The following is a 20,179-nucleotide window of genomic DNA, read 5'->3' on the forward strand; positions in this document are numbered from 1 at the left end:
TTCAGCCTAAACCAGCGACCTCAGAACGAACTGGAGGATGCCACCGTTGCGGTAGTAGTCGGCCTCACCGGGGGTGTCGATGCGAACCACCGCGTCGAACTCGACGGTCCGCTTGCCCGGCTCGGAATGCTCGGTCGGTGCAGCGGTCACGTGAACCGTCTTCGGCGTGGTGCCCTCGTTCAGCTCCTCGAGCCCCGAGATGCTGACCACCTCGGTGCCGTCGAGCCCGAGGCTCGCCCAGCTCTCACCGGCGGGGAACTGCAGCGGCACGACTCCCATGCCGATCAGGTTGGACCGGTGGATGCGCTCGAAGCTCTCCACGATGACCGCCTTGACGCCGAGAAGGCTCGTGCCCTTCGCCGCCCAGTCGCGCGACGAGCCGGAGCCGTACTCCTTGCCGCCGAAGATGACGAGCGGGGTTCCGGCGGACTGGTAGTTCTGGCTCGCGTCGTAGATGAACGCCTGCGGGGCATCCGCCTGGGTGAAGTCGCGGGTGAATCCGCCCTCGACGTTGTCAAGGAGCTGGTTGCGCAGGCGGATGTTCGCGAAGGTACCGCGGATCATCACCTCGTGGTTGCCGCGACGCGAACCGTAGGAATTGAAGTCCTTGCGGTCGACGCCGTGGTCGGCGAGGTACTGCCCCGCCGGGCTGTCGGCCTTGATGTTGCCTGCGGGGCTGATGTGGTCCGTCGTGACCGAGTCACCGAGCTTCGCGAGCACACGGGCACCGGTGATGTCGCTCACCGGGGTGGTCTCAAGCGTCATGCCATCGAAGTAGGGGGGCTTGCGGACATAGGTGGACTCGCTGTCCCATTCGAACACCTCGCTGTCCGGCGTCGGGAGCGAGCGCCAGCGCTCGTCGCCGTCGAAGACCTCGCCGTATTCCTTCGTGAACATAGCGGTGTCGATGGACGAGTCGATGGTGGACTGCACCTCTGCGGCATCTGGCCAGATGTCCTTGAGGTAGACCTCCGCGCCATCGCTTCCGGTGCCGAGCGAGTCGGTCTCGAAGTCGAAGTTCATGGACCCGGCCAGCGCGTAGGCGATCACGAGCGGCGGGCTTGCGAGGTAGTTCATCTTCACGTCGGGGCTGATGCGACCCTCGAAGTTGCGGTTGCCCGAAAGCACCGCCGTGACCGCGAGATCGTTCTTGTTGATCGCGTCCGTGACCTCTTCGATCAGGGGACCGGTGTTGCCGATGCAGACGGTGCAGCCGTAGCCGACCGTGTAGAAGCCGAGGGCTTCGAGGTCGTCGGTCAGCCCGGCCTTCGCGTAGTAGTCCGTGACGACCTTGGAGCCGGGCGCGAGAGTCGTCTTGACCCACGGCTTGGAGGTGAGCCCCTTGCGCACGGCGTTGCGGGCCAGGAGGCCGGCCGCGAGCATGACCGAGGGGTTCGAGGTGTTGGTGCAGGAGGTGATCGCGGCGACGGCCACGGCACCGTGGTCGAGCGTGTAGTCGAGGCCGGACTTGGTGTGCACGTCCGTGGGGCGGGACACCGTCGACGGCGCGTGGCTGACGTGCGTGTGGCGATGCGTGTTGAGGTGATCCCCGGGCTGGTTGCTCGGCGGATCGGAGGCCGGGAAGGACTCCGAGATCTCCAGGTCGACCAGATCCTGGTCTACCTCGGCGTAGCTCGTGAGGTCCTTGGCGAACTGGGTCTTGGCGGAGGAGAGGATGACCCGGTCCTGGGGCCGTTTCGGCCCGGCGATCGAGGGCACCACCGTCGTGAGGTCGAGCTCGAGGTACTCGCTGAAGGTGGGCTCGGAGTCCGCGTCGTGCCAGAGCGTCTGCAGCTTGGCATAGGCCTCGACCAGGGCGACCTGCTCCTCACTGCGACCGGTGAGGCGAAGGTAATCGAGAGTGACGTCATCGATCGGGAACATGGCGGCGGTCGAACCGAATTCCGGGCTCATGTTGCCGATGGTGGCGCGGTTCGCCAGCGGCACGGCGGCGACTCCGGCACCGTAGAACTCCACGAATTTGCCGACGACACCGTGCTTGCGCAGCTGTTCGGTGATGGTGAGCACGACATCCGTCGCCGTCACGCCGGTGGGGATGACGCCGGTGAGCTTGAAGCCCACGACCTTGGGGATGAGCATCGAGACGGGCTGGCCGAGCATGGCGGCCTCGGCTTCGATGCCGCCGACTCCCCAGCCGAGCACCCCGAGCCCGTTGACCATCGTGGTGTGCGAGTCGGTGCCGACGCAGGTGTCGGGATAGGCCTGCAGCACCCCGTCGACGGTACGGGTCATCGTCACTCTGGCGAGGTACTCGATGTTGACCTGGTGCACGATTCCGGTTCCCGGCGGCACGACCTTGAAGTCGTCGAACGCGGTCTGTCCCCAGCGCAGGAACTGGTAGCGCTCCCCGTTTCGCTCGTATTCGATCTCGACGTTGCGCTCGAGCGCATTCTCCGAACCGAACAGGTCGGCGATCACGGAGTGGTCGATCACGAGCTCGGCGGGGGCGAGGGGGTTGATCTTCTTCGGGTCTCCCCCGAGGGCGGAGACCGCCTCGCGCATGGTGGCGAGGTCGACGATGCAGGGCACCCCGGTGAAGTCCTGCATGATCACCCGGGCTGGCGTGAACTGGATCTCGGTGTCTGGGTCGGCCGTCGGCACCCAGGACCCGAGGGCCTCGATCTGCGACTTCGTCACGTTCGCGCCGTCTTCGGTGCGCAGAAGGTTCTCGAGCAGAACTTTGAGGCTGTAGGGCAGCTTCTCGTACCCGGGCACCCGATCGACCCGGAAGATCTCGTAGTCGGTAGAACCGACCGTCAGGGTGTCCTTCGAACCGAAGCTGTTGACCTGCGACATTGCGCGACTCCCTTGCTGAGCTGTAAGAGGTGTGATCTCTTGACGAGACATCCGCTGTCATCCTGAACCTCGACCGGCGACCATGCCAGCAAGGTAAGCCTAAGTCTCCCCCGGCTCGGACGGCAGCTAAAGTATCTTGACGTCAAGATACTTTAGCACGATGATCAGTCGCTACTCGGTCGGGCCGGGCTCGTGTAGACAGCGCGCACGAGAAGCCACGTCACCCACAGCATCCCCGCATACAGAGGGATGCCGAGGAGCAGTTTCACGCCCGCGAGCCACTCCGCCTCTTTGGCGAGGTACAGCGGCACCTCTACGGCGAGCCGGAGCGCGAAGAGTCCTGCCCACAGCCACGTCGTGAGGTAGAGCACCCTGCGCTTCGCCTTCTGCTTGCGCCACTGGGTGGTCTCGTTGGTGAGGAACCCGACGATGACGCCGATGAGGGGCCACCGCACGAGGATGCTGAGCAGAAGCACACTCAGACTCGCGATGTTGATGATGATGCCCGGGATGAAGTTCGCCTCGGCGCGACCCGAGATCAGGGCGAGAACCGCCGAGATGGCGATGCCGGCGATGCCGGCGAAGGCCTGCGTGATCGGAGTACGGGTGGCAAGCCTGACCACCACGAACAGCACGGCGAGCCCCACCGGGACCAACACCGACAGTGCAACGTTCTTCGTTGCGGCGTAGAGCACGAGGAAAGCCAGTCCGGGAAGGATCGACTCGACGAGGCCACGCACCCCGCCCACCGCCTTCAGCAGCGATCCTGCTGTCGGCACTTCGCCCGGGGCGACCTGTCCGAGACCGGTCTTGCGCATCGCGTCCGCGAACGCCTCACGAAACCCCGGTTCCGGCGATTTTTCGTCGGCCACCCGGCTAGGCGCCCGGTGTCGACGGCATGTCGTCCGCCGCCGCAGCGGTCTTCGGCATATGGAGAGGGATGAGGTCGCGCGGCGGCATCGGCGTCTTGCCGCGCACGACGACGACACTGCGGAATAGCTCCTCGATCTTCGAGGCGGCCTCCTGGTCGACCGCGCCGTCGCCGGCGATCACACCCCGCAGGAACCAGCGAGGCCCGTCGACTCCGATGAATCGCGCCAGTCGGGTGGAATCGGGCTGTCCCGGGGTCGTTGCCGGAATTTCGGCGAGCAGCTCCGGACCGAAGGGACCGACAGAGAGTCGGGTCGTTCCACCCTGCTTCGCGATCTGTTCGGCGATCTGCTCGCGGATCTCATGCCAGAGACCGGATGTGCGGGGAGCCGCGAAAGGCTGCACCTGAAGGGTGGACCCGGCGTAGTCGAGGCCGACTGCGACGACCCGCTGACTGCCCTCCTCCACCTCGAGGCGCAGCTGAAGACCCTCCCGCGGAAGGATCTTCACTCCACCGAGATCGACGTAGGGGCGCACCGGGTTCGCCTCAGATTCGTCGAGCGGTCCCTCGGTCTCCCGATCGGCAGGGGCGGACTTCAGCTGCTCGTCCGGGGCACTGGCCTCGGTGGCGTCGCTCGGCTGGATCTCGCCGGAGGTGTTGGTGTCGCTCACAGGAGCTCTCCTTGTTGGTCGTGATGGGGTGTATCGCTGTCAAGCGTCGCATAGCCGGTCGATCCGAATCCGGATTCCCCGCGATGACTGCCCGGGAGCGTCGAGACGGGGATGAACCTCGCCCGGCTCACCGGCATGATCACCAACTGGGCGATCCGGTCTCCGACCGCGACAGAGTACGGCACCGAGCTGTCGGTATTCAGCAGGGTGACGCTGATCTCCCCGCGGTAGCCGGCATCCACGGTGCCCGGACTGTTGACGATGGTGATGCCGTGCCGCGACGCGAGCCCGCTGCGCGGCACCACGAAGGCCACAAAACCGTCGGGCAGGGCGATCGAGACGCCGGTTGCGACTGTTGCACGCTGGCCCGGGTCGAGCTGCACCGCTTCCGCTGCCGTGAGGTCGGCACCAGCGTCACCGGGATGCGAGTAGCTTGGCATCCGGTCGGCGACGATCAGTACTTCAACGCTTTGAGCCACGTCACGAGGGTAGTGCAGAACGCGCAGGGGGTTGGAGCACGGCAAAGTCTGATCGAATAGGGACTATGACGCAGAACCCGCCCGGCGGCCCCTCGACCCTCTCGACGCTCTATCGCGAGCGCATCTGGCCATCGCCCTGGGTGTTCGTATCGACGGCCCTGGTCATCCCGGCGAGCCTGCTCGTTTTCCTGCCGATCAACCTCTTCGCCGGGGTGATCGTGGCCATCGTGCTCTACGGCGCCGTGGTTCTCGTGCTCGTGGCGACATCCCCGATCATCGAGGTGCTGCCCGGCGAACTCGTCGCCGGTCGGGCGCGAGTGCCGGTGGACCTCATTGCGGGGGTGACCGCCTTCAGAGGAGAGGAGGCGACCTTGCAGCGCGGTCGCCTACTCGACGCGCGGGCCTGGCTGCTCATCCGCGGCTGGGTCGCACCGGTCGTGAAGATCGACCTCGCCGACGCGAGCGACCCGACCCCGTATTGGATCGTGTCCACCCGCACCCCCGATGCGCTGACCGCCGCGCTGACCTCCGCGATCGACTCCGCCCGCGCCGCCTAGCTCAATGCAGAAGCGATCAGGCCGCGCACTCCTGGCAGATCGGACCGAGCTTCTCTTCGTGGTCGAGCTGCGAACGGTGCTTCACGAGGAAGCAGTTGACACAGGTGAATTCGTCGGCCTGCGGAGGCAGCACCACGACATCGAGGTCGAGGTCTGAGAGGTCTGCACCAGGAAGCTCGAAACCCCCGGGATTGTCGGCGTCGTCGACGTCGACCACACCGGACATCTTGTCCGGGACGCGCTCTTTGAGAGCCTCGATCGACTCGGAGTCGTCGTCGGTCTTTCGAGGTGCGTCGTAGTCGGTTGCCATGCCCATCCAGTTCTTGAAAATATCGATTGGTCTCAATCGGCGGCCATAGTTTGCATCATTAGTTTGCGAATAGCAAACCACTGCCAAACGACCGTGAATCCGACTTCTGTGCAACTTGCGGCACGCCCGGGATATTCCCGGGATTTGGGGATGGGGCGTGCGACTCTAGAGGCGAAGAAGTGACCGCGAGAGGCGTTCAGCATGCAAGACCTGAGAGTCATCGGAGTGGAGAACGGCGCACTCCTCGTCGCATCAGACGAAGGTACCAAGTACCGCATCGCCATCGACGAAGTACTGCAGTCCAGACTGCGCCAGGCGATCCCCGACCCGGGATCGGGGCGAAAGCTCGCGCCACGGGAGATCCAGGCCCACATCCGTTCCGGGATGTCGGCGCAGGATGTCGCGGCCATCACCGGCGTTCCGCTCGACTACATCCAGAAATTCGAGGGCCCCGTGCTCGCCGAGCGCGAGTTCGTCGTGAACTCCGCGCTCAACGTGCCCGTGCACACGGCGATGGAGACAGACCCACTCGGTGGCGGCTCGACCTTCGGCACTGTCATCCGCGAACGCCTCTATGACCTCGGCGCTATCGATGAGCGGTGGGCGAGCTGGAAAGAGGTCGGCGGCGGCTGGGTCGTGAAGCTCGCCTTCAGTGCGGAACAGATCGAGCGGGACGCCCGCTGGCGGTTCGATCCCAAGAAGGCCGCGCTTTCCCCGCTCAACAACGAAGCGATCACGCTGTCCCAGCAGGGGGATGCCTCCGGCGCGCTGGTTCCCCGCCTGCGTGCGGTCGGAGACGAAGAGCGCCAACCCGACCAGTCGCGCTTCGACAGCGGCGCCTTCACCAGCGAAGAGCTCTCTCAGCAGGAGCCGGGGCGTTCACGTCTCGAGGTGGTGCCCTATGGACGACTGGATGATGCGCCGGCCGCCGTCTCGGATGCCGCGATAAATCGTGCGCCAGCCCCCGACGAGTCCGAATCGAACCAGACTGCCGACCTCCTCGAGGCCCTGCGTCGCCGTCGTGGCGAGCGCGAGTCCGCCGGGTTCGGCGACGAGGCGATCGCTGCCGACTCGAAGTCTGCTCATCCCTCGACCGGCACCATCCGTCTCGTGGATGTGCCCCTCGATGTCTTCGGCGACGAGAACGACGACCGGCCGGGAAACACCGCCCCCCAGCCGAATGTGTTCCAGCCCCGAGCGTCGTCACGGAAGGGACGGGCGTCGATGCCGAGCTGGGACGAGATCGTCTTCGGCGCGCGCTCGGACGACGACCTGTAGCTCAGCCTTCCGATGGTCTCGCGACGCTCGCACGGTCAGCGGGCGAATGCGCCGAAGCGGAGGAGTGGCACGGAGAGCTCATCGGCCGACCATGAGCCGTGCTGCCCCACCATGTTCCGGCCCGTGTTGCCGGTGACTCTCGAGTCGTAATAGGCGATGCCCTTTCGCGCGGCCACGATGACGTCGCCGATTCGCGGGGCCACCTCGGCATAGACCACGGCACCGAACCACCCCGATTCGATCGCTTCTGAGCGCGAGACGATCCACGATCGGGATCCCTCGATCTCTCGCCAGGCCGCCAGCACCGACGCACGAAGTGCCTCTGAAGCATCCGGTTCGAAATGGAGCTGCAGGGCCCGCGGCTCCCCCGCGACGAAGCGGATGCCGTCGATCAGGCGGGCTTCCGAATCGAAAAGCACCTGCGCGCTCGGCGGCACGTCGAGCACACCGTGATCAGCGGTCAAAAGCATCCCCTCGTCTGCGCGGAGCGTCGGGGCGAACGCCTGCACCTCGCTGTCGAGCTCCTCGAGAGCCGCGGTCCACTGTTGCGACTGCCAACCCCACGCATGACCGGCCTGGTCGAGCTCGGGCACATACAGGTAGATCAGTCCCCGGTCGATCTCGTCGAGAGTGCGCCGAGCCTCCTGGAAGCGGTCCGACATCGTCGCTCCGCTGCGGTATTCCGCACCCCGCAGCACCGCGCGAGTGAAACCGGACGACCGATAGCGCTCTGTGCCGATCGCGAAGCTCGGGATACCGGCTTCGCGGGCCGTCTCGAAGAGGGTCGGCACCCGCTGCCAGGTGGCCGGATCCAGCCGGGCATCCCATCCGCTCAGCTGGTTCACGACGCGGTCGTTCGCCGCGTCGAGCACGCTGTACCCGACGAGCCCGTGGATACCGGCCGACTCACCGGTGGTGAGCGTGGCCAACGCCGCGGCTGTGGTCGAGGGGAACCGCGCTCCGATGATCGATCCGGCCGTGAGCAGTGGCGCCAGGGTTCGCGCGTGCCCGCGCCGTGCAGTGAGGGCGGATGTTCCGAGCCCGTCGACCAGCAGCACGATCGCCTTCTGCACCGGCGGCAATGCCAAGCGATTCGTCTCATGAGCGATGGTTTGAAGGGAACTTGGCACGACATCGGCAAGGCTGAACCGGTGCGTTTTGGTGGCCGGTAGCATGGGGGCAATCCTATGACTACTCCCGAAATCCCTCCTGCGCAGCCCAGCGGGGAACGCATCGACACCGTCGACGTCTCCACCGAGATGGAGGGGTCGTTTCTCGAGTACGCCTACTCCGTGATCTACTCTCGAGCACTCCCCGACGCTCGCGACGGGCTCAAGCCGGTTCAGCGCCGCATCCTGTACCAGATGACCGAGATGGGCCTGCGGCCCGACCGCGGGCACGTCAAGTCCGCGCGCGTCACCGGTGAAGTGATGGGCAAGCTGCATCCGCATGGCGACGCATCCATCTACGACGCGATGGTGCGGCTCGCCCAGAGCTTCATTCTGCGTGTGCCCCTCATCGACGGCCACGGCAACTTCGGCACGCTCGACGACGGACCGGCGGCCCCCCGCTACACCGAGGCCCGTCTCACCGCGGCCGCGATGGCGATGACGGAGGACCTCGACGAGGACGTCGTGGACTTCGTGCCGAACTACGACAACCAGCTGACCCAGCCAGAGGTGCTGCCCTCGGCGTTTCCCAACCTGCTGGTGAACGGGGCCTCCGGCATCGCGGTGGGGATGGCCACGAACATGGCGCCGCACAACCTCATCGAAGTCATCGGCGCGGCCCGGCATCTCATCGCGCATCCGGATGCCTCCCTCGACGACCTCATGTCGTTCGTGCCCGGCCCCGACCTGCCCACCGGCGGCACCATCATCGGGCTCGCCGGCATCCGCGACGCCTATGAGACTGGACGGGGCAGTTTCCGCACCCGCGCGCGCGTCTCGGTCGAGAACATCACCGCGCGAAAAGCCGGCCTCATCATCACCGAGCTCCCGTACATGGTCGGCGCCGAGAAGGTGATCGAGAAGATCAAGGACGGGGTCAACTCCAAGAAGCTCAACGGCATCTCGGATGTCACCGACCTCACCGATCGCAAGCACGGCCTGCGGCTCGTCGTCGGTATCAAGACCGGCTTCAGCCCCGACGCGGTGCTCGAACAGCTGTTCCGCTTCACGCCGCTCGAAGACTCGTTCAACATCAACAACGTCGCCCTCGTCGACGGCGGCCCGAAGACCCTCGGCCTGCGCGAACTGTTGCAGGTCTACATCGACCACCGCATCTCGGTGGTGACGCGCCGCAGCCAGTATCGGCTCGCTCGCAAGAGGGAACGCCTGCATCTCGTCGAGGGTCTGCTCGTCGCGATCCTCGACATCGACGAGGTGATCCAGGTGATCCGGGCGAGCGATGACACGGAGCAGGCCCGCGTGCGGCTGATGGATGTCTTCGACCTCAGCCAGATCCAGGCCGAGTACATCCTCGAACTGCGGCTGCGCCGCCTCACCAAGTTCTCCCGCATCGAACTCGAAGCGGAGCGCGACCAGTTGCTCGCCGAAATAGCCGCGCTCGAGCAACTGCTCACCGGGCCGCAGCGGGTGCGCCAGCTGGTCTCCGACGAGCTCGAGGAGGTGGCGGAACGCTTCGGTACCCCCCGCCGCACTCTGCTGACCGAGGCGCGACCCCCGGTCGGCACCACCGTCGCCGCCCGGGCGGCCGCGGCCGTGCTCGAGATCGCCGACACGCCCTGCCGGGTGTACCTGTCGACGACCGGTCGGGCGATCCGGGTCGACCTCCCAGACGTCGCCTCCGAGCTGCCCGAGCGTGCCGCCCGACGCACCAAGCACGATGCGATCCTGTCGTCGATCGTCACGACCAGCCGATCGGAGATCGGCGCGGTCACGTCGCTCGGACGACTCATCCGCCTCACACCCGTCGACCTTCCGGTCGTTCCCGAGAGCTCAATCCAGCTCGCGGCCGGGGTGCGAATCTCCGACTACCTCGCTATCGATGCGAAGAAGGAGCGTGTGCTCGCTCTGGTGTCGCTCTCGTCTTCGGACGCGATCGCCATCGGTACCCGACAGGGCGTGGTGAAGCGGCTCACGCCCGGAGACTGGGCGAACCGACCCGAGTTCGAGATCATCTCCCTCAAGCCGGGAGATTCGGTCGTGGGAGTGCGGCAGTCGGCCGACACCGATGAGCTGCTCTTCGTGACCTCCGAGGCGCAACTTCTACACTTCCCCGCCGCCAGTGTTCGGCCACAGGGGCGTTCGGCCGGCGGAATGGCGGGCATCAACCTGGGTGCGAAGGCCTCGGTGATCTTCTTCGGAGCCGTCGACCCCGGGTCAGAGGTCGTCGTCGCCACCGTTTCGAGCAGTAGCGCGACGATCGCCGGCATGGAGGCGGGACGTGCGAAGGTCTCATCACTGTCGGAATTCCCCGGAAAGGGTCGCGCGACCGGCGGGGTGCGCGCCCATTCGTTCCTCAAGGGTGAAGACCAACTCGTGGTGGCCTGGGCCGGTATCGCTCCCCCACTCGCTGTCGGTGCGGATGGCGCGGTGCGCGCCCTGCCCGAGGCAGGAGCCAAGCGCGACGCATCCGGAACCCCCCTCGACGGCCTCGTCGGCTCGATCGGCAGCCCGATCCGCTGACAGCGGGGCCCTGCGGCTCGCCTCAGACGTCGATGCGTTCGCGGGAGAGCCCGTCGGAGCCGGCGATGATGAAGTCCTTGCGCGGGGCCACATCGTTCCCCATGAGCAACTCGAAGACGCGCTCGGCATTCGCCGCGTCGGTGATCTGCACTCGCCGGAGGGTGCGGTGGTGGCGGTCCATCGTGGTGGTCGCCAGCTGGTCGGCATCCATCTCGCCGAGTCCCTTGTAGCGCTGGATGGGATCCTGATAGCGCTTGTTGGACTTCTTGAGCCCCGCGAGCACACCGTTGAGTTCCTGCTCAGAGTAGGTGTAGATCGTCTCGTTCGGTTTGGTGCCGGGATTCATCACGATCACCCGGTGCAGCGGGGGAACCGCCGCGTACACTCGCCCGTCCCTGATCATGTCGGGCATGTAGCGGAAGAACAGGGTGAGCAGCAGGGTGCGGATGTGGGCGCCGTCGACATCCGCGTCGCTCATGATGATCACCTTGCCGTACCGTGCAGTCGCGAGGTCGAAGCTTCGGCCGGATCCGGCTCCGATCACCTGGATGATCGAGGCGCATTCGGCATTCCCCAACATGTCGGAGACCGATGCCTTCTGCACGTTGAGGATCTTGCCGCGGATGGGCAGGAGGGCCTGATATTCGCTGTCCCGCGCGAGCTTCGCCGTGCCGAGCGCGGAGTCACCCTCCACGACGAAGAGCTCGCTGTTGGCGACATCCGAGCTGCGGCAGTCCACGAGCTTGGCAGGAAGGGACGAGTTCTCCAGTGCGTTCTTGCGGCGCTGGGTCTCCTTGTGCGCCCGTGCCGAGATGCGGGACTTCATCTCCGCGACGATCTTGTCGAGCACGAGAGCCGACTGGGTCTTGTCGTCGCGCTTGGGCGAACCGAATCTCTCGGCCATGGTCTTCGCCACGACGGCAGCCACGATGTTGCGCACGGCCGGAGTCCCGAGGATCTCCTTGGTCTGCCCCTCGAACTGCGGTTCTGGAAGCCGCACCGTCAAGACCGCGGTGAGCCCGGCGAGCACATCGTCTTTCTCGATCTTCTCCGTGCTGTTCGCCCCGGTTCCCACCTTGAGCCGCCGCGCGTTCTGCTCGACCTGAGAGCGCAGGAACTTGAGCATCCCGGCCTCGAATCCGGCCTGGTGGGTGCCGCCCTTCGGTGTGGCGATGATATTCACGTAGCTGCGGAAGACCGTTTCATAACCCGTACCCCAGCGCAGCGCGATGTCGACCTCGCACTCGCGCTCGAGTTCTGTGGCGACCATGTGCCCCTTGTCGTCGAGCACGGGGACGGTCTCGCTGAAGGTGCCAGAGCCCGACATCCGCCAGGTCTCCGTGAGGGCGGTGTCGGGAGCGAGGAAGTCCACGTACTCGCCGATCCCGCCGTCGAAGCGGAAGACTTCGGTGCTCGGCTCTTCGCCGCGCTCGTCGGTGATGGAGATGCCGAGACCGCGAACGAGAAACGCGGTCTGGCGGGCGCGGGTCGAGAGCTCGTCGGTCTGGAAGGTCGTGCCCCGGCTGAAGATCTGCGGATCCGCCCAGTAGCGGATCCGGGTGCCGGTCACACCGCGGGCGACCTTGCCCACGACCCTCAACTCGCTCTTGTTCTCGAACGGGGTGAATACGGCATCAGCCCTCGGGCCGTCCCCGGAGTCGGCGAAGATTCCCGGTTCTCCCCGGTGGAAGGACATCGCCCAGGTCTTGCCGTCGCGGTCGACTTCGACATCGAGTCGTTCCGACAGCGCATTGACGACGGATGCGCCAACGCCGTGCAGTCCCCCGGAGGCCGCATACGATCCACTGCCGAACTTGCCGCCGGCGTGGAGTTTGGTGAAGACGACCTCGACGCCGGAGAGTCCGGTCTTCGGCTCGATATCGACCGGGATGCCGCGCGCGCGATCCCGCACCTCGACGCTGTTGTCCGAGTGGAGGATCACGCGGATCTCGTCGCCGTTTCCGCCGAGCGCTTCGTCGACGGAATTGTCGATGATCTCCCACAGGCAGTGCATGAGCCCACGGGAGTCTGTGGATCCGATGTACATTCCTGGGCGCTTCCGCACGGCCTCGAGGCCCTCGAGCACTGAGAGGTGTCGTGCGGAATAGTCGGAACTCGCCACGTGAATCTCCTTCGCGGCGCCGCCGGCATCGCCTGAACGGGAATGGATGCTGGCCGGGCCGGGTTAAACACTAATGACCAACGTCACTGTCCCCGACCTGCGACACCCCCAGCACTGGGTGGTACGCGTTCAGCGAAATACACGGGTTTTGTCGTCACGATGTAACACGCCCGTGTTTGGATAGGGACAACGAATTATTGATAGGAAACCGGAGGAGCAACTCATGACTCAGATTGCACCCACCACGACCGCAGTGGATGAACTCGACTCGAGCCACCAGCTCACTGCCTCGGACCGCTGCGACAGCTGCGGCGCACAGGCGTACATCCGTGTCGCCATCGGTTCCAGCGAGCTGCTGTTCTGCGCCCACCACGGCAAGAAGTACCAGGAGAAGCTCGCGACCGTCGCCAGCGACTGGCACGACGAGTCGGACCGCCTTCTCCAAGACAACCGCGCCTGAGCGGCAACCTCCCCCTCTGATTTCAGACAGCGCCCTCGGCTCCGGCCGGGGGCGCTGTGCTGTCTGCGCAACCTGCGAAGTCTGCGAGGTCATGGTGATCTGGGCAGTGTGGGCGATACCGCCAGCGCGTTCAGGTTGAGAGACTCACTCGAAGAAGCGGCGCAGGATACGCGGACTCAGTCGGGTCACGATCTCTTCGCCGATCGTGCCGAGCTCGTCTGCCCATTCCTGCAGCGTCGGCTCGCCGTCCGCTCCGCTGCCGAAGAGTACCGCGGTGCCCCCGGGTCGCACCAGCGCCTCCCCCGTATCGACCACGAGGCTGTCGATGTGAACCGCGACGATCTCGTGAAGGCGCCCGTCGATGGAGAGCTGCAGCACCCCGGCAGCTGCGCTCGGGATGCCGTCACCGAAGCCGATGCCGATTGTCGCGAGTCCATCACGCACGGCGATGACGGGGGCGGTCAGGGTCATCACGGGTTCGAGCCACAGCGATGAGGGCGTGATGCCGCCACCCGGTGAGATCCCGTAGGAGAACGCCCCGATCCGCACCAGATCGAACCGCGCATCCGCCCTCGCGAAGGCGGCTGCGCTCGCCGCGAGATGCCGCACGGCGAAGCGCGCACCGAGTTGCTCGGCCACGGCGACCGCCGCAGCGAACCGTGCGATAGCGATCGAGTCGTCGTCGTCCGAGGCCTCGGCGATGTGGGTCCAGGCTCCGACGAGCTCGATGCGGTCGGACAGCTCGATCGCCCGCGCCACGAGCCCCGGCCACTCGTGGACGCTCGCGCCATTTCGGTGGAGGCCGGTGTCGATCTTGAGGTGGACCCGCGCTCGCAGGGAGGCGCCAGCACCCGCTATCGCCTCGAGCTGGCCGATCGTCGACACGCCGAGATCCAGTTCGGCCTCGATCGCCGCCGCGTAGTCCTCGTCTGGACCGAGCAGCCAGGTGAACACCGACACGTCGCGCGGGATGCCGTTCTCTCGCAGTACCAGTCCGGTCTCGATGTCGAGGGAGCCGATCCATCCGAGCCCCGCCTCTACCGCGGCGCGCGCAACCGGCACGAGACCGTGGCCGTAGGCATCCGCCTTCACCACGGCCATGAGCGCGGCCGGTGCGATCCGCTCGCCGAGCCGCGCGAGGTTGCGACGATAGGCGGAGAGATCAACCGTCGCCGTCGGCACTGTCGTCGGATCGGACGACACCATCAGTACACCCGCGGCAAGTGACTGCCGAACACGGAGACGATCTCGGCGGAAGGTCGCCCGAGGCTGCCTGCCCAGTCCCAGACCGCCGGTTCGCCCGCGAGAGGGTCGCCGAAGACCACGGCTTCGTCGCCGATCGCGGCCCGGTCGGATCCGAGGTCGAGCACCAGGGCGTTCATGGCCACACGTCCCACGATGCGCCGTGCCGCTCCCTCGAGCAGGAGGGATCCCACATTGCTGGCGATGCGGTCGAGGCCGTCGGCATAGCCGATGCCGACCAATGCCAGGTTCGTGCGTGCACTCGCTGTCCAGGTGTAGCCATAGGAGACGCTCTCGCCGGCATCGATGGTCTTCGTGCCGACGACGAGCGCGCTCACCCGCATCGCCGCCCGCAGTTCGGGATCGGACGAGAGACCGTACAGCGCGACGCCGGCGGAGACGAAGTCGCCATGCACTCCCGACGACGCGGCGAAGTCGAGGTCTCGGATGAAGGCACCACCATCCAGCGCGGCGTCGGTCACCGCGGTGAGGCCGTGCCCGTAAGCATCCGCCCGCACGTCGGCCACCAGCACACGAGAACCGGCCCGGCGGGCGAGCACGGCGGCATTGTCACGGATCGCCGAGAGGTCGATGCTCGCGCTGTGAATGCGTGAACCGGGCAGCGTCATCACCTCTCGCACCGAAACCAAGATCCTGACGAACCTAGATCCTCGAGAATACGTGCTTCGCGTGGGAGATGATCACTTCTCGGGCCCGCGTGGCGTAGAGCTCGAGGCTCTCGTTCCCCGCGGAGGAGTTCGTGGGCAGTCCACGGCGCTCTGCGACGAAGGCGATGATCGCGTCGGTGAGAAGGGGGTTGAGGGGCAGCACAGGGCCGCCGACCTGGGTGCCGATCGCGCTGCCGTCGAGAAGTCCCTCGACCGATCCCTCACCGTTGCCCGTTCCCGCCTCGAGGATCCCAAATGGCTTGGCGCCGGCATCCAGCGTCCACCGCGACGCGTTGTCTTCGAAGCCGACGACCTGGCCGAACGGTGAATTGACGATGACATAGCCGACCGAGCGGCTCGCGACACGCGTCGCTCTCAGCGGGAGGATGCCGAGCCCCTCCAGCGAACTGCCGTCGAGCAACGAGATCGAGTGACCGAGAAGCTCCGCACCGGAGCCGTAGGCGAAGATCGGCACTCCGCTCTCGCGGAGCGCCCGGAGCCGGTCGGCGTTGGCCAGCAGGTCGGCGTGGATGTTCCGCATCGCCGAGAGCGGACCGTTGCCCACGACGACGAGATCGACGTCCGTCGGCAGTACGGATCCCACTTCGTGCGCGACGACGGTGACCGAATGTCCGGCGTGCTCGAGTCGCTTTGTCAATGCCATGACATTGCCGCGATCTCCGGCGACGCCGAGCTCATCCGGGTAGAGCTGCACGATTGTCAGGGCACTCATCGCTGGTTCTCCAGTTCGAGGAAACCGATCTGCTTGCGCGCGAGCATCATGATCTCGTAGTTCACGATCCAAGTCTTCAACCCGGTGGACGGTCGGGGCATGGCGCGCATGATGTCGATCGCCTTCTTCAGGTCGGGTTCGACCACCCCGATGGTGATCCCCTCGTGTTCGAGGCGCAGCGCGATCTGCCAGGCCTTTGCCCCGGTGATGACATCCACGTGATCGAGAGCGGCGAAGTCGATGTCGTAGATCCAGGAGATGTCGGGCGTGCCCTCATCGATGGCCAGAAGCACCTGCTCCGGCGGCTCCGGAAGGGCATCGAGGTTGAGCTGCAGGCTCGCCGCATTCTTGAACATCACGAACTCGACCTGCTCGTTCACGCCATCGCGGTTGGTGAAGTCGAGCAACTCACCACGCCCGTAGGCCGGCTTCATCGCGGCGAACGCTGCGGCCGAGGATGCCCCGTCGAAGCGTTCCCCGAGGATGACCGCCGCCGTTGCCAGCGCCGCTGCGGCATCGATGGCGTAGTGGAGCCCCTTCGCGGGCAGGGTCACCTCGACGCTGGTGCCATCGACGATGATCGAGGCGCCGGCGCGGTCGGTGGCCACCAACTCTGCAAGGGCTCGATGCGATTCGGCCTGCACCGCCTGGTCGCGATAGTCCTTCGCATTGAACAGGCCATGAGGGGCACGCGCGATGACGTCCGCGGACGCTCCGAAGTAGGTGATGTCGGGCTCGGTCGTCGCATCGCCGTCGACGTACCGGCGCGCGATCTTCGACAGGTACGGGTCTTCGCGATTCGTCACGATGTGCGACCCCGCCTGCTGGGCGGTGTCCAGCATCATGTCGGCGACGCGCTCGGTCTCGTAAAAACGATAGAGCTGGTCCACCTGCGTGTTCAGCACGAGCACCGTCGAGGGCGGCACGACCGCCGCGAACTCGAGCGCGAAGGCCTCATCGACCTCCAACACGCCGATGTCGGCATCCACCCGTCCGAGCACGCTCGACTCCGCAAGGATCGACGACGCGATTCCCTGCGGCAGGTTCGCGCCGGAGGGATTCGTGAACACGGTGAGTCCGTGGCCGCGCAGCACCTCCGTCAGCATGTGGGTGGTCGTGGACTTGCCGTTGCTGCCCAAAACATAGACGATGCCGTAGCGGAACTGGCCCGTGACATCCCGCAGGAAATGCGGTGCCAGCCTCGTGGTGACGTATCCGGGGAAAGCGGACCCACCGCCACGCAACTTCGCGAGGGCGCGCACCGCCTTACCCGCCACTACGGGGAAGAAGTACCTGAGGCCACGGAGGCCGCCTGTTTTCTGCTCGCTCACCACGCGGTTTACTCGAGGTAGTCGCGAAGAGACTGCGACCGCGACGGGTGGCGAAGTTTCGCCATCGTCTTCGACTCGATCTGGCGGATGCGCTCACGCGTCACGCCGAACGTGTCACCGATCTGGTCGAGGGTCTTCGGCATTCCATCGCCGAGGCCGAAACGCATGCGGATCACGCCCGCCTCACGCTCGGAGAGCGAGTCGAGCAGTGATTCGAGCTGCTTCTGGAGCATGGTGAAGCCGACGGCATCCGCCGGCACGACAGCCTCGGTGTCTTCGATGAGGTCACCGAACTCGCTGTCGCCATCCTCGCCGAGGGGGGTGTGAAGCGAGATGGGCTCGCGCCCGTACTTCTGCACCTCGATGACCTTCTCCGGCGTCATGTCGAGCTCGCGGCTCAACTCCTCCGGGGTGGGCTCGCGACCGAGATCCTGCAGCATCTGGCGCTGCACGCGGGCGAGCTTGTTGATGACCTCGACCATGTGTACCGGGATGCGGATGGTGCGGGCCTGGTCGGCCATCGCTCGCGTGATCGCCTGGCGGATCCACCAGGTGGCGTAGGTGGAGAACTTGAAGCCCTTGGTGTAGTCGAACTTCTCGACGGCACGGATGAGCCCGAGGTTGCCCTCCTGGATGAGGTCGAGGAACTGCATTCCCCGGCCCGTGTAGCGCTTCGCGAGTGAGACGACGAGGCGGAGGTTCGCGCCGAGCAAGTGGCTCTTTGCGCGCTGTCCGTCTTTGGCCACCCAGGTGAGCTCGCGTCCGAGCTGCGACTTGAGTTCTGCCGGGGTCATGTCGGCGAGCTTGTCCTCGGCGAAGAGCCCCGCCTCGATGCGCATGGCGAGCTCGACCTCTTCGGCCGCGTTGAGGAGTGCGACCTTTCCGATCTGCTTCAGGTAGTCCTTGACCGGGTCGGCAGTGGCACCGGTGATCGCCGATGAGTAGACCGGAACTTCGTCTTCGTCGTCGACGAGAGACAACACGAGGGCACCGGAGGGAAGCACCTCAACCGTCTTGTCTTCCTTCTCCTCGTCGGCATCCTCGGCGGTCTCTTCCTTCGAGTCATCGTCTTTGCTGTCGTCCGCGACGACGACGACTTCGGCCTCGGTGTCGGCCTCATCGTCGGGGCCGTCTTCCTCATCGGAGTTCGCAGCCTTGGTGCCGCGCTTGGCCGGAGCCTTCTTGGCCGGTGCCTTCGCGGCTGCCGGCGCCTTTGCGGTTGCCGGCGCCTTTGCGGTTGCGGCCTTCTTCGCCGGGGCTGCCTTCTTCACAGGGGTGGACTTCACGGGCGCGGCCGCGGCAGCCGAAAGGTCGGCGCTGACCTCTTCGGTGACATCGGGTTCCGCTACCGCGGTGGTTTTGGTTCGGGTGGCCATCGGGACACCTTTCACTAGTTGATCTTCAGGCGTTACACGCCCATCGTTGGTAGAACGACCCTCACCCGGCACACCATGGCCACCGGGTTTTTCGGGCAGCACTAAGACCCATGTCAAGTCCTGATCTTTCACGCAGCGGTGCTGCAGAACAATCACGATGACCTGAACGGGTCTTACGTCAATTATTGCACGGATTCACAATGACCCTTGCCAACTCAGCCAAGTCGCTATATAACAACCGCTAATCGGTCCTGCGTCTCCAGAACCTCACCAGGGAAACCCACAACGGGGCCACCGTTATTCCCTCCTCGGCGTGGAGCTTCACCCGGGTCAGCCGCCGTGCGCGCACGAGGAAGAACATCCCCGTTCCGATGACGAGATACTGCACGAGCAGGGCGATCCGGAAGGAATCCCAGGCGAACACCTCGCTCGCCGCTCCCCCGGCCACGCGCGCCGTGTTCTGGATGTCCAGCACGAGCCCGATCAGGTACATCATGACGAAGCTGGCCAGAAACCCGCCCACGTTGACGACACCGTTCGCCGAACCGAGGCTTCGCATCGGGTTGAAGGTGCGGGCGAAGTCGAATCCGATCAGTGATCCGGGCCCGCCGATGCCCAGCACCACCACCAGGGTGACGACGAGCCAGAACGGCGGATGCCCCGGCCACAGCAGCACGGTAGTCCAGGTGACCCCGATCATCACCACGATGGCGATAACGAGGTTTGACCGCCGCAGGGGAAAGCGCGCGGTGAGGATACCGAGGATCGGTCCGCTCACGACTCCCGCGGCCACGATCAGCGTGAGAAGGGCGGAGGCCGTGCCCGGGGAGTAGCCCAGTCCCGCCGTGAGAAGAGGGAACCCCCATAACAGGGAGAAGACCGTTCCCGACGATTGGGTGACGAAGTGCGACCAGAAGCCCAATTGAGTGCCGGGGCGAGCCAGCGATTCCCGCAACTGGTGCACCGCACCGCGCCAGTTCGCGGCCCCGCTTTCGGGCGCTGCGGCATCCGCCGGCGGTCTCGTCGGGTTGCCGTTGGAGAGCAGAACGATCACCAGTACGGAGGCGATGAGAGAGAGTGCCGCCGCCGAGAGGAAAGCGGGTTGCCAGCCCAGCCGGTGCAGCAGAAGCGACAGCGGTATGGCAGAGAGCACCTGACCGAGTTGCCCGATGTTGCCCGTCCACTGGGACACCTGGGGAAGGATGCGCCCGCGAAACCACGAGGCGAGCAATCGAATGACCGAGATGAAGGTCAACGCATCGCCGGCGCCGACCAGGATGCGCCCCAGGATCGCGATGCCGATGGAGGGGGCGAGGGCAAGGGTGGTCTGCCCCGCGAACATGAGCACGGCGCCCGCCGCGATCAGCACCTTCGGTCCCACCCGGTCGAGGAGAACGCCGGTAGGGATCTGCAGGGCGGCGTAGACGATCAGCTGCACCACCGCGAGGCTGGACAGCGCGGAGGCCGACACATCGAAGCGATGGGCCGCCTCGATACCGGAGACCCCGAGCGAGGTACGCTGCATCACCGCGATCACGTAGGCGAAGAGGGCGACTCCCCAGATGAGCCAGGAGCGCCGCGAATTCACCTGTCAACTGTAGCCCGCACGGACAA

General features: G+C 65.8%; 17 protein-coding genes. 4 read left to right on the plus strand and 13 right to left on the minus strand.

From position 1 onward, the window contains the following. Positions 1-6 precede the first annotated feature (6 nt). The 4 genes from acnA to dut form a co-directional block, all read right to left on the minus strand. Positions 7-2,817, minus strand: coding sequence for an aconitate hydratase AcnA (gene acnA, locus F1C58_RS08535; protein WP_185200721.1), 2,811 nt, complete (start codon positions 2,815-2,817; stop codon positions 7-9). 164 nt (positions 2,818-2,981) lie between these two features. Beyond that, positions 2,982-3,689, minus strand: coding sequence for a DUF3159 domain-containing protein (locus tag F1C58_RS08540; RefSeq protein ID WP_255461031.1), 708 nt, complete (start codon positions 3,687-3,689; stop codon positions 2,982-2,984). A gap of 4 nt (positions 3,690-3,693) precedes the next feature. Beyond that, the gene (locus F1C58_RS08545) at positions 3,694-4,359 is read right to left on the minus strand and encodes a DUF3710 domain-containing protein (RefSeq protein WP_185200722.1); all 666 of its coding nucleotides are present in this window, start codon (positions 4,357-4,359) and stop codon (positions 3,694-3,696) included. Continuing rightward, positions 4,356-4,799 carry a dUTP diphosphatase gene (gene dut / locus F1C58_RS08550; RefSeq protein ID WP_370543712.1) on the minus strand — a complete coding sequence of 148 codons (444 nt, stop codon included), beginning with the start codon at positions 4,797-4,799 and terminating at the stop codon, positions 4,356-4,358. Before dut ends, F1C58_RS08545 begins: the two co-directional genes overlap by 4 nt. A gap of 104 nt (positions 4,800-4,903) precedes the next feature. Here dut and F1C58_RS08555 point away from each other — a divergent pair, with 104 nt between their 5' ends. Next, positions 4,904-5,395 carry a DUF3093 domain-containing protein gene (locus F1C58_RS08555; RefSeq protein ID WP_185200724.1) on the plus strand — a complete coding sequence of 164 codons (492 nt, stop codon included), beginning with the start codon at positions 4,904-4,906 and terminating at the stop codon, positions 5,393-5,395. A gap of 16 nt (positions 5,396-5,411) precedes the next feature. On the opposite strand, the gene F1C58_RS08560 is transcribed toward F1C58_RS08555, so the two are convergent. Next, positions 5,412-5,705: a DUF4193 domain-containing protein gene (locus tag F1C58_RS08560; protein ID WP_147782392.1), complete on the minus strand. Its 294-nt coding sequence runs from the start codon at positions 5,703-5,705 to the stop codon at positions 5,412-5,414. A 201-nt stretch (positions 5,706-5,906) separates the two neighbouring features. On the opposite strand from F1C58_RS08560, the gene sepH reads away from it, so the two are divergent. Next, on the plus strand, positions 5,907-6,983 hold the full coding sequence (gene sepH / locus F1C58_RS08565) for a septation protein SepH (RefSeq protein ID WP_185200725.1): 1,077 nt from the start codon (positions 5,907-5,909) through the stop codon (positions 6,981-6,983). Between the two features lie 35 nt (positions 6,984-7,018). On the opposite strand, the gene F1C58_RS08570 is transcribed toward sepH, so the two are convergent. Continuing rightward, positions 7,019-8,071, minus strand: a complete 1,053-nt coding sequence (locus F1C58_RS08570) for an alkaline phosphatase family protein (RefSeq protein ID WP_255461032.1) — start codon at positions 8,069-8,071, stop codon at positions 7,019-7,021. Between the two features lie 99 nt (positions 8,072-8,170). On the opposite strand from F1C58_RS08570, the gene F1C58_RS08575 reads away from it, so the two are divergent. Further along, the gene (locus F1C58_RS08575) at positions 8,171-10,633 is read left to right on the plus strand and encodes a DNA topoisomerase (ATP-hydrolyzing) subunit A (protein WP_185200727.1); all 2,463 of its coding nucleotides are present in this window, start codon (positions 8,171-8,173) and stop codon (positions 10,631-10,633) included. 22 nt (positions 10,634-10,655) lie between these two features. On the opposite strand, the gene F1C58_RS08580 is transcribed toward F1C58_RS08575, so the two are convergent. After that, a complete protein-coding gene (locus tag F1C58_RS08580) occupies positions 10,656-12,755 on the minus strand; it encodes a type IIA DNA topoisomerase subunit B (protein ID WP_185200728.1) in 2,100 nt (699 codons plus the stop codon). Between the two features lie 223 nt (positions 12,756-12,978). On the opposite strand from F1C58_RS08580, the gene F1C58_RS08585 reads away from it, so the two are divergent. Next, entirely contained in the window at positions 12,979-13,215 is a 237-nt protein-coding gene (locus F1C58_RS08585; RefSeq protein ID WP_185200729.1) for a hypothetical protein, read from the plus strand. A gap of 144 nt (positions 13,216-13,359) precedes the next feature. On the opposite strand, the gene F1C58_RS08590 is transcribed toward F1C58_RS08585, so the two are convergent. The 6 genes from F1C58_RS08590 to F1C58_RS08615 all read right to left on the minus strand — a co-directional run bounded on the left by F1C58_RS08590 (position 13,360) and on the right by F1C58_RS08615 (position 20,153). Next, positions 13,360-14,421 (minus strand): alanine racemase, encoded by a 1,062-nt coding sequence (locus tag F1C58_RS08590; RefSeq protein WP_185200730.1) that lies wholly within the window; start codon positions 14,419-14,421, stop codon positions 13,360-13,362. Further along, positions 14,421-15,098 carry an alanine racemase C-terminal domain-containing protein gene (locus tag F1C58_RS08595; RefSeq protein WP_255461371.1) on the minus strand — a complete coding sequence of 226 codons (678 nt, stop codon included), beginning with the start codon at positions 15,096-15,098 and terminating at the stop codon, positions 14,421-14,423. Before F1C58_RS08595 ends, F1C58_RS08590 begins: the two co-directional genes overlap by 1 nt. Before the next feature lie 22 nt (positions 15,099-15,120). Next, a complete protein-coding gene (locus tag F1C58_RS08600; protein ID WP_185200732.1) occupies positions 15,121-15,858 on the minus strand; it encodes a type 1 glutamine amidotransferase in 738 nt (245 codons plus the stop codon). After that, positions 15,855-17,189 carry a MurT ligase domain-containing protein gene (locus F1C58_RS08605; protein ID WP_255461034.1) on the minus strand — a complete coding sequence of 445 codons (1,335 nt, stop codon included), beginning with the start codon at positions 17,187-17,189 and terminating at the stop codon, positions 15,855-15,857. The genes F1C58_RS08600 and F1C58_RS08605 overlap by 4 nt, the downstream gene beginning before the upstream one ends. A gap of 8 nt (positions 17,190-17,197) precedes the next feature. Further along, positions 17,198-18,565: an RNA polymerase sigma factor gene (locus F1C58_RS08610; RefSeq protein WP_185200734.1), complete on the minus strand. Its 1,368-nt coding sequence runs from the start codon at positions 18,563-18,565 to the stop codon at positions 17,198-17,200. 241 nt (positions 18,566-18,806) lie between these two features. Then, on the minus strand, positions 18,807-20,153 hold the full coding sequence (locus F1C58_RS08615) for a nitrate/nitrite transporter (protein WP_185200735.1): 1,347 nt from the start codon (positions 20,151-20,153) through the stop codon (positions 18,807-18,809). Positions 20,154-20,179: the final 26 nt, after the last annotated feature.

Source organism: Glaciihabitans sp. INWT7 (assembly GCF_014217685.1).
Taxonomy (GTDB): Bacteria; Actinomycetota; Actinomycetes; order Actinomycetales; family Microbacteriaceae; genus Lacisediminihabitans.

Excerpts from the sequence above, each read along its gene's own strand:
- acnA (WP_185200721.1), bottom strand. The coding sequence starts at position 2,817 with ATGTCGCAGGTCAACAGCTTCGGTTCGAAGGACACCCTGACGGTCGGT.
- dut (WP_370543712.1), bottom strand. The coding sequence starts at position 4,799 with ATGCCAAGCTACTCGCATCCCGGTGACGCTGGTGCCGACCTCACGGCA.
- F1C58_RS08555 (WP_185200724.1), top strand. The coding sequence starts at position 4,904 with ATGACGCAGAACCCGCCCGGCGGCCCCTCGACCCTCTCGACGCTCTAT.
- F1C58_RS08560 (WP_147782392.1), bottom strand. The coding sequence starts at position 5,705 with ATGGCAACCGACTACGACGCACCTCGAAAGACCGACGACGACTCCGAG.
- sepH (WP_185200725.1), top strand. The coding sequence starts at position 5,907 with ATGCAAGACCTGAGAGTCATCGGAGTGGAGAACGGCGCACTCCTCGTC.
- F1C58_RS08575 (WP_185200727.1), top strand. The coding sequence starts at position 8,171 with ATGACTACTCCCGAAATCCCTCCTGCGCAGCCCAGCGGGGAACGCATC.
- F1C58_RS08585 (WP_185200729.1), top strand. The coding sequence starts at position 12,979 with ATGACTCAGATTGCACCCACCACGACCGCAGTGGATGAACTCGACTCG.
- F1C58_RS08590 (WP_185200730.1), bottom strand. The coding sequence starts at position 14,421 with ATGGTGTCGTCCGATCCGACGACAGTGCCGACGGCGACGGTTGATCTC.
- F1C58_RS08600 (WP_185200732.1), bottom strand. The coding sequence starts at position 15,858 with ATGAGTGCCCTGACAATCGTGCAGCTCTACCCGGATGAGCTCGGCGTC.
- F1C58_RS08610 (WP_185200734.1), bottom strand. The coding sequence starts at position 18,565 with ATGGCCACCCGAACCAAAACCACCGCGGTAGCGGAACCCGATGTCACC.